Raw genomic sequence first — 14,493 nt, 5'->3', positions numbered from 1 at the left:
TCAGAACTTGTAGCGCGCGCCGATGTAGTACTGACGCCCGGTCACGGTGTACTTGTCGGGCAGTTCCAGCGTGGAATCGACGTAGCGGCGGTCGGGGGTGTCGAGCAGGTTGATGGCCTCGAAGGTCAGCGACAGGTGGTCGTTGAGCTTGTAGGACATGTTGAAATCGACGTTTTCAACGCTGTATTTGCCGGTGACATCGGCCGTGACCAGGCGCCGGCCATCGAGGTCGTAGACGTCTTCCTGGGCCAGGATGTTGTTGATGTAGCCATCGCGATAGCTGGTGGACACGCGCGCACTGAAGCGGCCGTCGTCGTAGTAGACGGTGGCGTTGTAGGAGTGCGGCGAGAGGTTGAGCAGGTCGCGTTCGGTGGTGGTGGTGGTGATGCTGGTATTGCTGTTGCCGGCGGTACTGAACAGGTAATTGATCTTGGAATCGACCTGGGTGTAGTTGAGCTGCACGCCGAAGTTGCGCCAGAAGCCGGGCAGGAAATCGAAGGCCTGCTGGTAGGTCAGCTCGAAGCCCTTGAGCGGGCCGCCGGGCGTGTTGAAGTAGCTCTGCACATTGAAGATGGTGTCCGGGGTGAAGCCTGCGGGCAGCAGGTCCAGCGAATAGCCCATCGCTTCCCAGGTGGTGAGCACGCGGGTGCGCTGCGCGTAGCTGTCGATGTCCTTGTAAAACACCGCCGCCGACAGCAGCGAGCCTTCGCGGAAATACCACTCGGCGCTGAGGTCGTAGTTGGTGGAGCGGAACGGGTCGAGCTTGGGATTGCCCAGGTTGATCGAGAAAAAGCGCCCGTCGTCGAAGAACTGGGTGGGGCCGCCGCTGACGCTGGGCGACAGATAGGCCAGCGTGGGCCGCGCCATGGTCTTGGCCGCACCGAAGCGCAGCACCACCTCGTCGCTGACATCCCACGACAGATTCAACGAGGGCAGGATGTCGCGGTAGTTGTGGTTGACCGTGGTGGGCACCAACAGGCGCTCGCCGGGGTTGGCGGTGGCGCTGGCCACGCCGAAGAACGACTCGCAGTTGGGCGAGATGGCGCCAGTAGCGGTGGCCGTGCACGGTGCATAGCCGCTGGCGGCGATCTGCGTCTGCACGTAGCGCACGCCCAGGTTGCCGCGCAGCGCGCGGCCCCACAGGTCGGTGTTGAAATCCAGCTGCAGGTAGGTGCCCAGGCTCTTTTCGTTGACCGCAAAATTGTTGTTGGACGAGCCGAAGTGGCCGACATCGGCCAGGCGGTAGTCGCCACCGGGCACGCCGGTGTCGCAGTTGCAGTTGATGTTGAGCAGGTCGGCGACTTTCTGGAAATCCGGAATCACCCACGTGGTGGGGAAGCTGCCGTTCAAGCTGCGGCCGAAGCCGTCCAGGTTGGTGCTCAGATCGCCCACGCCCACGCCGGCAGGCAAGGCCTGCGCCAGGCGCCCGTAGGAGATGTTGCGCGACTCCGACGTCTCCATGTCGTAGTCCTTGTAGGCCAGCCCGGTGCGGAAGGTGAAGGTGGGGTTGATGTTGAATTCCAGATCCACCTTGGCGGTGTCGAAGGTGTTGCTCACCGATTGCGGGTTGAGCCGTACTTCGCTGATGTTGGTGCCGCGTGCGGTGCCGTTGCTGTTGACCGGCACCGCGCCATAGCCCAACCACTGCCAGTTGTTGGTGTCGCCGGCGTTGAACGGGAAGGTCATGCTGGGGTAATCGCCACCACCGCGCCGGTCGAGCACGAAGCCGTCCAGGTTGGTGTTGTCGAAGCTCACCATCGAAAACTCGGGGCGTTCGTAGTCCGAGGTCGAGTGGCCGAGCAAGGCGTTGACGCGCACCTGGTCGTTGAAGCGGTGCGCCAGGTCCAGGCTGAATTGCTTGAACTCGGTGGATTCTTCGATGTTGCTGGATTCGGTGCGGAAATCGACGTTGTCGAAGACGCCGTAGGTGAGGCGGTTCTGCTCATCCACCTGCGCTTCGCGCACCGCGATCTGGGTCTTGCCGCCGAAGTTGGCGGCGCGGTGCAGGTTGGCGCCGACCGAGTCTTCGCGCTGGTCCTTGTCCAGCTTGGAATACAGCATGTCGAAGTTCAGCAGGGTGTCGTCGCTGACCTTGAATTGCAGCGCGCCGGTGACGCCCAGCCGCTTGATCTCGTGATCGGTGCGGATATAGCGCGGGTAGCGTGGAATCCAAGCATCGGTGGCGGTTTCATAGGCCTGGATGTTCTCCGGCGTGTTGGCCGGGCGCGGGATGCCGGTGCCGCAGTTGGTGGCGCTGATGCCGTAGCTGCCCCAGCCGTTGTTGCGGTCTTGATTAGCCTGCGAGCCGACGCCGGCAGGCGTTTCGTTGGCCAGCGGGTTGCGCGGCGTCTGCGGGTTGTAGCCCACCGGCGAACAGAAGCCATAGGTGCCGTTGTTGGTGGCGGTGCTCTGGTTGGAGTTGCGGTAGTTGCCGTGCTCCCAGCGCACCGGGTTGTAGCCTTCCTCGCGCAGATGGCGCTCGCTGTAGGACACCGACATCAAGGCACCGAAGCGGCCATCGGCCCAGATGTTGCTGATCAGGCCGGAAAACCGCGGGTCTTTTTCGCGCGAGAGATCGTTGTAGCCGTACTGCGTGGACGCAGCGGCTTCGAACCCATCGAAGTCGAACGGGCGCGAGCCGCGTAGATCCACCGTGGCGCCCAGCGAGCCCTCATCGGTTTGCGCCGACTGGGTCTTGCTGATGGTGACGCGGCTGAAGAGCTCGGAGGCGAAGGTATTGAAGTCAAAACCGCGGCTGCGGTTGACGCCATCGCTGCCGCTGCCGGCGGTGGCCAGCGCTTCCAGCCCGTTGATCCGCACGCGGGTGAAATCCGAACCCAGGCCGCGCACGGAGATCTGCTTGCCCTCGCCGCCTTCGCGGTCGATCGACACACCGGCGATGCGCTGCATCGATTCGGCCAGGTTCAGATCGGGAAACTTGCCGATGTCTTCGGCATAGATGGCATCCACCTGCTCCACGCTGTAACGCTTGGCGTCCAGCGATTGCTGCAGGCTTTCGCGGTAGGTGGCCTTGACCTGTACGCGGTCCAGATCCACCGGATCGGTGGCAGGTGCCGGGGCGGTCTGCGCGACGGCCGTGGCCGCGTGCAGTGCCAGGACGATGGCCACCGACAGACGCGCGGTGGGCAGGCGAGCGGCCGCCACATGGGCGGAACGACGCGAACGGACTTGCATGAGGCACTCACTCCAATGGCACGGCTGCAAAGACGCGTGCAGCCTCCCCACGGGCCACGGGCGTCGACTCGTCACATCGCCGCCACCGTGCGGCGCGACGTTGCGTGGCGCGATGCGGTGTCTGCGGCTTGAAGCACGCCCACCGCGTTGCATGCGCGCACAGAACTCCGGCGCAGGCGGCAATGCGATCAGGCGTTGGAATAGGGCCCGCTGCGCAGGTGCGCAGCGGGCGGGCAACACTTAGAACTTGTAGCGGGCACCCAGCAGGAACTGGCGGCCGGTTTCGCCGTATTGCAGCGGCAACTGGCCGGTGCGCGGCGACGACACCCATTCGTCAGAGGCTTCGTTGGTGAGGTTGATGCCTTCCAGGCTCAGCTCCAGCTGCTTGCTGATCTTGTAGCGCAGCGAGGCGTCGATCATGGTGGTGCCGGTCATGCCATGCACGCCATCGACGTTGAAGCCGGCTTCCGAACCCGGTGCCTGGGTCAGGTAGTCGTCGCGGTTGGTGGCCGACACGCGCCCTGCAAAGGACTCGCCTTCGTAGAACAGCGTGGCATTCCACGACGAGCGCGACAGCCCGAGCAGGTCGTTCTTCATCACCGGCGCGCCGCTGCTGGCCAGGTACTGGATCTGCGAATCGACCCAGGTGTAGTTGAGCTGCACGCCCAGGTTGGCCCACTTGCCCGGCAGGAAGGTGAAAGGCTGGGTGTAGTTGGCTTCCACGCCCTTCAATTCGCCGCCCGGGGTGTTGAGCGGAATGCTGAAGGCGAAGTCGTCATTGACGGTGGCGCCGGTACCGGCCAGCAACTCGGCCGGCAGGCCGCTGCTGGAGTACGGGCGCACTTCGCGCGCGGTCTGGATGAAGCTTTCGATGTCCTTGTAGAACACGCCGACGCCGAGCATGGCGCCTTCGTTGAAGTACCACTCCAGGCCGAGGTCGACGTTGGTGGCTTCGATCGGGTCCAGATCCGGGTTGCCGCCGGCCACGGTGCGCGAACCGCCGGCCACGGCCACGGTGACGCCCGGGGTCAGGCTGCCCAGGCCGGGACGGCTCATGACCTTGGCCGCGCCCAGGCGCAGCAGCAGGTCGGGCATCAGCTCGGCCACCAGGTTGAACGAGGGCAGCGTGTTGTTGTATTTGCGGCCGACGGTGGTCAGCGCCGGTGCGTTGTTGATCAACGCATAGCCGGTGGACTCCTGCTCGGTGCGCACGTAACGCACGCCGAAGTTACCCGACAGCGGGATGGATCCCAGGTCGGTGGAGAACTCGCCCATCAACCAGACGCCGCGGTCCTTTTCTTCGACGCTGCGGCTATTGTTGACGCCCGGGGCCACTGCGAAGGTGCCGCTGTTGCTGTAGATACCGAACTGGTCGGCCACCGCATCCAGGTTGGGCACCACCCACGCGCTGGGGCTACCATTGATGCCCTTGAGCCCGGCCTGTTCGGTCAGGTCTGCCGGCACGATGGTGGTGCCGTTGGCGAAGGTGGGCACGGCCAGCTCGTTGGCGCGGCGCAGTTCCACGGTGCTGAAGGTGTAGTTCTTGGCCAGCACGCCGCCCTTGAGGCGGAAGCCGGGGCTGATGTTCCAGTTGAAGTCGATCTGGCCGGTGTCGAAGTCGTTGTCCACCGACTGCGGACGCAGACGGATTTCCGCCAGTTCCCAGCCGTTGGGATTGGTCGGGTCGATGCCGTAGTTCAGCACCGGCGCGCGGTTGTTGCCGCGGTAGTCGTAGCTGTACCCGTCGACGTCGTACTTGTCCATGATGATGGTGGTCTGGATCGGGTTCTCGTGCGCAGAGCGCGAGGTGCCGACCCGGGCATTGACGCTGAAGGCATCGTTGAAGCGATGCTCCATGTCGAAGCTGATTTGCTTGAACTCGGTGTTCCACTCGTCGTGCCGGTTTTCGGTGCGGATGTCGACATTGTCGAATTCGCCGTAGACCAGCGCGTTGTTGCGGATCTCGCCGTTGCGCACGATGGTGGCCGGCTTGCCGTCACGCACCGCACGGCGCGGGGTGAGCCCGTCGCGGTTGCGGCTGAAGGAGATCGCTTCGATGTAGTGCTCGTCGCGCTTGGCGTCGATCTTGGAATACAGCATGTCCAGCGACAGCGTGGTGCGGTCGGACGGCTTCCACTGCAGCGAGCCGGTGACGCCCAGGCGCTGCTGGTCGTGGATCTGCTGGGTGTAGCGCGGGAAGCGCGGATGATAGACATCGGCCGAGCGCGCCGCGGCAAACGGCGAGGTCGGGCTGAAGCCGCCGTTGCTGGGGCCATTGGCCCAGCGGCCGGTGTTGGAACCTTCTTCCAGCACTTCGCGCTCGGTGTAGGCCACCGACAGCAAGGCGCCGAAGGTGTTGTCGGCCCAGGTGTTGGCGATCAAGCCGGCCACGCGCGGGTTGGCCTTTTCGGCCATGGCGTTGTAGGCGGCCTGGGTGCTGGCGGCGAAGGTGAAGCCGTTGTAGTCGAACGGACGCGCGGTACGCAGGTCGACGGTGGCGCCGAGCGAGCCTTCTTCCACATCGGCCGAGGCGGTCTTGCGCGCGATCAGCTGCGAGAACAGGTCCGAGGCGAACACGTTGAAGTCGAAGCCGCGGCCGCGGTTGGTGCCACCGCTCTGGTCGCCGGCGCCGACGGTGGTGAGCGCTTCCATGCCGTTGATGCGCACGCGGGTGAACTCCGGGCCCAGACCACGCACCGAGATGGCGCGGCCTTCGCCGGCCTCACGGGTGATCACCACGCCGGGAATGCGCTGCAGCGATTCGGCCAGGTTGAGGTCGGGGAACTTGCCGATGTCCTCGGCCACAATTGCATCGACCACGCCGGCTTCGCCGCGCTTGATGTCCAGGGCCTTCTCAACGCTGGCGCGGTAGCCGGTCACCGTGACGGTGTCCAGGTCGACGGCCGGTTCTGCATGCGCTTGGGTAGTTTCTTGTGCAGCGACGTGGCCGCTCAGCGCCAGGCCGATCGACAATGCCAGCAAGGTAACCGGTGTCTTCCGGTTGGTGGTCCGAAATTGCATGTCCTCCCCTCCCAAGGGTCCATGAACAATGTGAAATGCGGGGGTGTAAGCGGCAATGACACCGCTGGTCAAAACGACGTTACCAGCTGAATCGTCGTTCAACATCTTGCAGCGCAGCAGAAATGCGTCAGGATTTCGCCTAAATGGGGCGCAAGCCGTCACGCCGCGTCGCATCCTGGGTCTGTCCGACCGTCTCCGGGGAGGGCTAGAATGACACCGATGGTCATCGTAACGCGCCGCGGTTCCCCCACCCCGTGACGCACCACACAACCGAGGTATTGCCGCATGAGTCGTGCCCGCATCCTGTGTTTTGGAGAGTTGTTGTTGCGCCTGGGGGCGCCTGGTCACGAATTGCTGTTGCAGCAGCCGCGACTGGAGGTGCACTGCGGCGGTGCCGAGGCCAACGTTGGCGTGTCGCTGGCGCATTTCGGTCATGACGTGGCCATGGTCAGCACCGTGGCTGATAACCCGCTGGGCGCTGCGGTGCTGGGCGAGTTGCGCCGGCACGACGTCGATACCCGCCACGTGCGGCGGGTGGATGGCCGCATGGGCCTGTACTTTTTGACGACCGGCGCGATCCACCGTCCCAGCGAAGTGGTCTACGACCGCGCCGATTCGGCATTTGCGCTGGCGTCGGCCGATGCCTACGACTGGCCGGCCCTGCTGGAGGGCGCGCAGTGGCTGCACCTGTCCGGGGTGAGCCCGGCGCTGGGCGCCGACGTGGCGCAGGCCACGCTGGCGGCAGCGCGCGCCGCGCGTGCGGCCGGGGTCAAGGTGTCGTTCGACGGCAACTACCGGCCCAAGCTGTGGCAGCGCTGGCAGGGCGATGCACGCGGCATCCTGCATCAGCTGTTCGAATGCGCCGATGTGGTGTTTGCCGACTACCGCGACATCGGCGTGGTGCTGGGCGGCGAGTTTGCGCAGGACACGCTGGAAGCGCGGGTGGAAGCGGCCGCGCAGCAGGCGTTTGCGGCCTTCCCGCAGTTGCAGTTGATGGCCTGCACGCAGCGCGTGGCGCATAACGTGGACCACCACAGCCTGGGCGCGATGCTGGTGCCGCGCGCCGGCGCGGTGGCGCGTGCGCCCAGCGAGGAGCTCACCCCGATCATCGACCGTATCGGCGGTGGCGATGCGTTTGCGGCCGGCGTGCTGCACGGCCTGATCGAAGGCTGGTCGCTGGACGACACGGTGCGCTTCGGCCTGGCCGCCGGTTGCTTGAAGCACTCGATTCCCGGCGATTTCAATCCACTATCGGTGGCCGATGTGCAGGCGTGCGTGGGCGATGCGCGCTTCGATGTGAAGCGGTGAAGGGCTGGGAATCGGGAATCGGGAATCGTAAGAGCGTGACGGCGCTTGCTTCGGCCTGCCCCTGCGCCGTCTTGTTGAAACGTCGGCGCACGCCACCACTGCGCGGCGTGCTCCGGCTAAGCGCGGCTCACACGCGGCGTTTTGTGCGCCGCTGCAAGCTCAGATTGCTGCAAGCACCTAGCGGCGTGCGCGGCGCTTGTTGATGACCCATGCCATTGCGCTACTCACCAGCACCACACACACCGATGCCGGAACGCTGAAAAACGATGCAATCAACAACGCGTTCTGCCACGGCGGTGCCGAGCCGTCCTGCATGACCAAAACGCAGACCACGGCCGTGGTGATCGCAAGATTGGCGAGTGCTTTCAGCGCGCCATGCAGCCGAACAAAGCGCAACAACACCGCACAGACGCTGCTGACGAGAAAGGCCAGGACGAGATGGGCGATCAATTTGTCCATTGGGTGCCGGGATTAGAGTGGCTGCGGCGGTGTTGCGGCAAAAACCGAGTGCTCCCTTCTCCCCTCGGGAGAAGGTGCCCGAAGGGCGGATGAGGGTACGGCCGCTACCCATCCCGCAGCCAGCCCAGTGCCAATGCATGTTGTGGAAGAACTTGTCGAACAAGTCACCAGAGCACCCCCGCAGCAGTGCTGTGGTATGAACCACCGCGCAGCAAACCCACGCAGCACCACCACGGCCAGCCCTTATGAAAACGGCCGACATCGTCTGCCGGCCGTTCTCAAACGCATCGTGCCGGGAACTCAAAGCGCAGAGCCACCGCTTTTACGATTCCCCATTCCCGATTACCGATTACCGATTCACCCCAACTCGATGCAATCGAAGGTGACATCCGTCGCCACATCGGCGTCGTAATCGACATCGTCGCGCTCGAAGCCGAACAGCTTGAGGAACTCGTGCTTGTAGCCGGCGTAGTCGGTAAGGGCGAACAGGTTTTCGGTGGTGACCTGCGGCCACAGCGCCTTGCAGGCGTCCTGCACGTCGTCGCGCAATTCCCAGTCGTCCAGACGCAGGCGGTTTTCGTCGTCCACCTCGGCAGGCTGGCCGTCTTCGCGGTACAGGCGCTCGCGGAACAGGCGGTCCAGCTGCTCGATGGTGCCTTCGTGCAGGCCCTTTTCCTTCATGATCTTGTAGACCATGGAGATGTAGAGCGGCATCACCGGGATCGCGGCGCTGGCCTGGGTCACCACCGATTTGAGCACCGCCACGTTGGCACTGCCGCCGCGGGCAGCCAAGCGCGCGTTCAAACGCTGCGCGGTGTGGTCCAGATCCACCTTGGCCTTGCCAAGCGCGCCGTGCCAGTAGATCGGCCAGGTGATTTCGGTGCCGATATAGCTGAAGGCCACGCTGCGTGCGCCATCGGCAAGCACGCCGGCGCCGTCCAGCGCGTCGATCCACAGTTCCCAATCCTGCCCGCCCATCACGGTGATGGTGTCGTCGATCTCCTGCGCGCTGGCCGGCTCGATCGAGGCCTGGATGATGGTGTCCTTGTTGGTGTCGATCGCGGTGGCGGTGTAGGTGTTGCCGATCGGCTTGAGCGCAGAGCGCTTCACTTCGCCGCTTCCGGGCAGCTTGCGCACCGGCGAGGCCAGCGAATACACCACCAGATCGACCTGTCCGCCCATCTCGGTCTTGATCAGCTCGATCACCTTTTCGCGCGCGGCATCGGAAAAGGCATCGCCATTGATGGACTTGCTGTACAGGCCCGCAGCTTTGGCGTGCTTGTCGAACGCAGCGGAGTTGTACCAGCCGGCGGTGCCTGCCTTGGTGGCGGTACCGGGTTTTTCGAAGAACACGCCCAGCGTGTCGGCGCCAAATCCGAACGCGGCAGTGATGCGCGAGGCCAGGCCGTAGCCGCTGGATGCGCCGATCACCAGCACCTTCTTCGGGCCGTCGTTGCGCACGCCGCGTGCACGCGTTGCGGCGATCTGCTCGAGCACATTGCGCTCGCAGCCGAGCGGATGCGTGGTGGTGCAGATGAAGCCGCGCACTTTGGGATGGATGATCAACGTGGACTCCTGGTCAGCAAGATGCTGGCGGCATCTTAATCGGTGCACCGCATGCGAAACAGCCTGATGCGCAACACACGCTGCTGTATGGAGGGATGTGAGCCCCGCGTACGACCACAGGCCGGTACACGCATCGCCCTGCGTCCGGCCGTCGCGTCGCGCTCCAACACGCCGCCGTGCACGCACGTGCAGCCGCGCGGGAAGCGCGACATCGGGCCATTGCGGCCGCAACAGCTGTGCTATTTTCCGGGGCTGCCGTGCCGTGCCTGTTGGCGATTGTCCAGGCCCCTTCCAGTTGTACGACCGGTATCCGAACGATGTCTCTTCGTAGCGAGCGCGTCACGCAGCTGAGCTCCGTTCCGCGGTTCCGCCTGGGTCCGCTGCTGGTCGAACCGGAGCGGCTGACGTTGATGGGCGACGGCCAGACCATCACGCTGGAACCGCGCATGATGGAAGTGCTGATTGCGCTGGCCGAGCGCGCTGGCGAAGTGATCAGCGCCGAACAATTGCTGATCGAGGTGTGGCACGGCAGCTTTTACGGCGATAACCCGGTGCACAAAACCATTGCCCAGCTGCGCCGCAAGCTGGGCGACGACAGCCGCCAACCGCGTTTTATCGAAACCATCCGCAAACGCGGCTACCGGCTGCTGCCCAAGGTGGTGTTTCCGCAGGAGTATCGTGGCGCGGTGATCGGCACCCAGTCGTGGGCGCAAGGCAGCCCGTACGTGGGCCTGCAGGCCTTCGACCCGGCACACGCCGAGGTGTTCTTCGGGCGTAGCCATGCGATTGCGCAGGTGGTGGCCGCGTTGCGCGCGCAGCTGCACAGCCAGCGTGGACTAGTGCTGGTGAGCGGGGCCAGCGGCTGCGGCAAGACCTCGTTGCTGCGTGCCGGCGTGGTGCCGTTGCTGTCGCAAGGCGGCGGGCTGGATGGGCTGGAAGCGGTGGCGGTGACGTACTGCAACCTGGCGCAATGCCGCGGCGGCGACGTGCACGACACGCTCGCCCGCGCATTGGGCGAGTGGTCGGTGGCCGAGCGTGCGGTGTTCTCGCCGGCGCAACTGGCGCGGCTTGCCGAGTGGTGGCAGCACCCTGCCGCGCTGCATGCGGCCATTGGCGAAGCGATGCGGTACGGCGCCCCCGTCCGCGATGGCGCACACACCCAGCGGCATCTGCTGCTGGTGATCGACCATGCCGAAGCCATGGTGGCCACGCCCGGCATCACCGATGCCGACCGCAGTGCGCTGGCCGCTGCGTTGCAGGCACTGTGCAACGGCGCGCATGTGGCGGTGTTGATGCTGACCCGCAGCGATTTTTACCCGCGCCTGATCGATGCCTTGCCGGACATCGTCGAACTCAAACGCGGCGACGGGCACGTGGATCTGCTGCCGCCGCGCGATGGCGAGATCGGCCAGATCATTCGCGTGCCTGCGGCCATGGCCGGGCTGCGCTTCGAAGAAGAGCACGACAGCCTCAGTCGCCTGGACGATGTGCTGCGCGATGCCACCGCGCGCCAGCCCGATGCATTGCCGTTGTTGCAGCATCTGTTGCATGCGCTGCACGCGCAGCGCAGCGACGATGGCCTGCTGACGTTTGCGGCCTATCGGGCACTGGGTGGCCTGGAAGGCGCGCTGGCGCATCACGCCGAAGCGACCTTTCGTGCGCTGCCGGCCGCCGCCCAAGCGGCGCTGGGCGAGGTGCTGACGCAGCTGAGCGTGATCCACCCCGACAGCGCTGCGGTGACCGCACGCCGTGCGCCCTGGTCGGCGTTGCCGGCCGACGGTGCAGCGCACGCGCTGGTCGATGCCTTCGTGCATGCGCGGCTGTTCGTCAGCGAACTGGTGGCCGGCGAGCCGGGGTTTGCGGTGGCCCACGAAGCCTTGTTGCGGCAATGGCCACGTGCGGCCGAGTGGATCCACGAAAACCGCCGGCTGCTGCAGGCACGCAAACGCCTGCAACTGGCCGCGCAGCGTTGGGCAAGCGAGGGCCGGCGCACCGATCACCTGCTCAACAGCGGGCGCCCGTTGAGCGAAGCGCGCGAAGCCGCGCGGCGCATGCCGCAGGATCTGGATGCGGTGGATGTGGCATTCCTGCGCGCCTGCGAGCGCTCGCAGCGACGTCGCCGCGGCCTGTATGCAACAGCCGCCACCTTGTTGGTGGTGCTGGCCAGCGCATCGCTCCTGCTCGGTTGGCAGGCGCGCCAGGCCCAGCAGGTAGCGGAAGAACGCCGCGACCAGGCGCAGCAACTGGTGGGCTACATGCTGGGCGACCTGGCCGAGCAGCTGCGCACCGTGGGCAACCTCAAGCTGCTAGACAGCGTCGGCAGCCGCTCGCTGGGGTATCTGGAAGATTTGCCTAGCGCCGGCATGCAGCCGGACGAGCTGGTCAACCATGCGCGTGCCTTGCGCACGACCGGCGAGGTGCTGATGAACCAAGGCAAGCTCGATGAGGCACAAGCAGCATTCCTGCGCGCCGCCACGATCGCCGAGCAAGCGGTGCGCCATGCGCCGTCCTTGCTGGAGGCACGGGCAGAGACCGGGCAGGCCGCGTATTGGCGTGGGTATCTGGAGTATCAACGCAAGCAGCCGGCGTTGGCGCGTGAGCACTGGTCGCGCTATCTGGCCATTGCCGAGGACTTGCAACGCAGCGCACCGCACGACCCACGTTGGCAGCTGGAACTTTCTTACGCGCTCACCAATCTCGGCTCGCTCGCGCAAAACGTGGGCGATTCAGCCAGCGCCATCCCCTTGTTCACCCGCTCGATTGCGCTCAAACAGCGCGTGCTTGCCGCCGCGCCCGAGAACACCAACGTGCGATATGAGTTGATCAATGGCCTGTCCTGGCGCAGCTCGGCACAGGAGACGCAAGGTCTGCTGGCGCCGGCCGAAGCCGGGTACCGCGAGCAGATCGCCATGCTGCGCACGCTGGTGGCGGCCACGCCCGATGCAGACACATGGCGACGCCGGCTGGCCACTTCGTTGCTGCTGGCCTCCAACCTGGCACTGGCACGCGGTCAAACCGCGCAGGCGCAGACCGATGCACAGGCGACGGTGGCAATCCTGCAACCGTTGGTGGCCCTGCAGCCGGATAACCTGCAATGGCAGCGCGACCTGGCCCATGCCTACGCGCAGGTCGGCTGGGCCGCTGCGCTGGATGGACGGCCCGCGCAGGGGCAACGCGCACTGCAACAAGCCCGGCAACGCCTGGCACCCTTGCTGCAGCAGCGTCAGCCGTTGCCGGAATGGCAATGGCTGGATGCGGTGATCGCTCTGCGGCTGGCGTATCTGCAGCCAAATGCAGCGGCTGCCCGTGCAGCGGCATTGCAGGCCAGCGTCGCCCGGCTGGAGGCCCTGCATCGCGCCCGGCCGCAAGACCCGCTAGGACCGACCACCCTTGCCCACGCACTGGTATGGGAAGGCGAACAACACGCCGCAGCCGGCAAGACAGCGGCGGCACGCGCATGCTGGGAGCGCGCGGTCGCGGTGCTCGGTGCCGACGCCGGTGCCAGCCACAACAAGGCGCTGCTCGATCCATGGGTCCGGGCGCAGATCCTGCTGGGCCGGCAGGCGGCAGTCATGCAACAACTCGGGTGGCTGTATCAGGCGGGCTACCGTCACCCGGGGTTCGTTTCCTTTTACGCCCCGCTCCTCAAGGAACAGACCTCGTCATGACGGAACAGGAAAACAAGATCGCGTGCCATCCCGGTGCGGACATTGATTGCGCAATGTCGGTGGCGTATGTGGAGATCGGCGGCAATACCGGCCACGGGAAGTACCACTATCACTATCAGCCAGGGATGGTGCTGGTGCCGGGCCACCATCGCAACGTCACCATGCGTTACCGGTTCGACCAGGCGGTAGGCTTCAATTTCAGGATTCGCAAGCTGATCAGCTCCGACTCGCAGAATCAGATCAGCAACATCGAGTACGACCCCGACGGCCGCTGGGTCTCGTTTCGCAATGCCAACGATCGCTCGACACTGATCTTCTTCATGGTGGTCGTCGAGGACCTGCAGCGTGGGGAAACCTTCAGCTGCGACCCCGAGGTGGGCAACGATCCACAGATCACCCCCTAGAGCCTAGGCCCCCGCCGGCGTCACCACCGTCATACGGAGACCGACAGCCGCCGCATCGCGAGGGCCGCCAATGGCGGTCCTCGCCCAGCCCAGCCCCTCGCACGGACAGGTCGCTCGACCACACGGCGGCCAACTCCCTGTACGCGACCGTCGCTCCCGCGCTGCCGGCGGGGATGCAGCCTGCCCGCCAGGCTCGCCGGCGCTGTAGCGACGGCGCATCACGCGGCTGGCTCAACTCGCAACTCACGCCGGAAGTGCGGCCTGGATCCACGGACCTGGCAACTCGGGCTGCGTCGGGGACGACCAGGCGACGGCAACGGACACCATCAACAGCAAGCCAAGAGGTTGGAAGAAGCGCATGACGGTCTCCGCAGCAGACCGGAGCGCGGCGCGTTTCCGGGCGGCGCCAGTGGCCGCCGGGCCACCTTCGTGCGTTGCCCGTCCCAGGACCTGACGGCAACCTTACGGTTGCTGGCGGCAGCTGAAAGACGCTGTAAACTCCTTTTGAAACAGCCAGATAGGGCGGCCCTTTCGTGTGAGGCCTGGCTGACGTCCCGACAAGCCTGGCGTCGCTGCTTGCCCCCAGCCCGGCTCGCTGACTATGGGCAAGCGGGCCCTTCTGGCGCAGCTCTCAGGTCACCAACGAGCGAGCCTGGAGCGACTGTCGCTTGCGCCACGCCATTCCGACGTTCTGCCAGCCGGTTCCTTCCACCTGCAGCAGAGGCCGCTCCGGGAACCGGCAAAGGATGAGCGCGATGCCTTGTTCCAGCACATTGCACGGTTGCTTCGCCTCGTAGCCTTACCCCGGCCCCTCACGCAGGAGAGCGGCGTTGCGCGTCTGGTTGCATCGACTGCTGCGTGTCAGCTGACGC

Annotated in this window: 7 protein-coding genes; 3 read left to right on the top strand and 4 right to left on the bottom strand. The window is 65.4% G+C overall.

Translation table 11 applies throughout. The annotated features are described in order from the left end of the window. Together BJD12_RS13225 and BJD12_RS13220 are read right to left on the bottom strand one after the other, a co-directional pair. Nucleotides 1–3,195, bottom strand: a complete 3,195-nt coding sequence (locus BJD12_RS13225) for a TonB-dependent receptor (RefSeq protein ID WP_042828519.1) — start codon at nucleotides 3,193–3,195, stop codon at nucleotides 1–3. Nucleotides 3,196–3,435: 240 nt separating this feature from the next. After that, nucleotides 3,436–6,216, bottom strand: a complete 2,781-nt coding sequence (locus tag BJD12_RS13220) for a TonB-dependent receptor (protein ID WP_042828518.1) — start codon at nucleotides 6,214–6,216, stop codon at nucleotides 3,436–3,438. Nucleotides 6,217–6,501: 285 nt separating this feature from the next. Between BJD12_RS13220 and BJD12_RS13215 the strand changes: the two genes are divergently transcribed. Continuing rightward, nucleotides 6,502–7,524, top strand: a complete 1,023-nt coding sequence (locus tag BJD12_RS13215) for a sugar kinase (protein WP_005996284.1) — start codon at nucleotides 6,502–6,504, stop codon at nucleotides 7,522–7,524. A gap of 177 nt (nucleotides 7,525–7,701) precedes the next feature. Here the strand turns inward: BJD12_RS13215 and BJD12_RS13210 are convergent, their stop codons facing one another. Both BJD12_RS13210 and fabV read right to left on the bottom strand, forming a co-directional pair. After that, nucleotides 7,702–7,983: a hypothetical protein gene (locus BJD12_RS13210; protein WP_005996282.1), complete on the bottom strand. Its 282-nt coding sequence runs from the start codon at nucleotides 7,981–7,983 to the stop codon at nucleotides 7,702–7,704. A 357-nt stretch (nucleotides 7,984–8,340) separates the two neighbouring features. Next, complete coding sequence (gene fabV / locus BJD12_RS13205) at nucleotides 8,341–9,549, bottom strand: enoyl-ACP reductase FabV (RefSeq protein WP_005996280.1); 1,209 nt, start codon at nucleotides 9,547–9,549, stop codon at nucleotides 8,341–8,343. Nucleotides 9,550–9,866: 317 nt separating this feature from the next. Between fabV and BJD12_RS13200 the strand changes: the two genes are divergently transcribed. Continuing rightward, nucleotides 9,867–13,217 (top strand): nSTAND1 domain-containing NTPase, encoded by a 3,351-nt coding sequence (locus tag BJD12_RS13200; RefSeq protein ID WP_005996277.1) that lies wholly within the window; start codon nucleotides 9,867–9,869, stop codon nucleotides 13,215–13,217. Then, complete coding sequence (locus tag BJD12_RS13195) at nucleotides 13,214–13,621, top strand: hypothetical protein (RefSeq protein ID WP_005996275.1); 408 nt, start codon at nucleotides 13,214–13,216, stop codon at nucleotides 13,619–13,621. The genes BJD12_RS13200 and BJD12_RS13195 overlap by 4 nt, the downstream gene beginning before the upstream one ends. Nucleotides 13,622–14,493 lie beyond the last annotated feature (872 nt).

It is taken from the genome of Xanthomonas vesicatoria ATCC 35937 (assembly GCF_001908725.1).
In the GTDB taxonomy this organism is placed as follows: Bacteria; Pseudomonadota; Gammaproteobacteria; order Xanthomonadales; family Xanthomonadaceae; genus Xanthomonas; species Xanthomonas vesicatoria.
The sequence above is the reverse complement of the archived record's forward strand: the minus strand, read 5'-3'. Positions and strand labels throughout refer to the sequence as shown.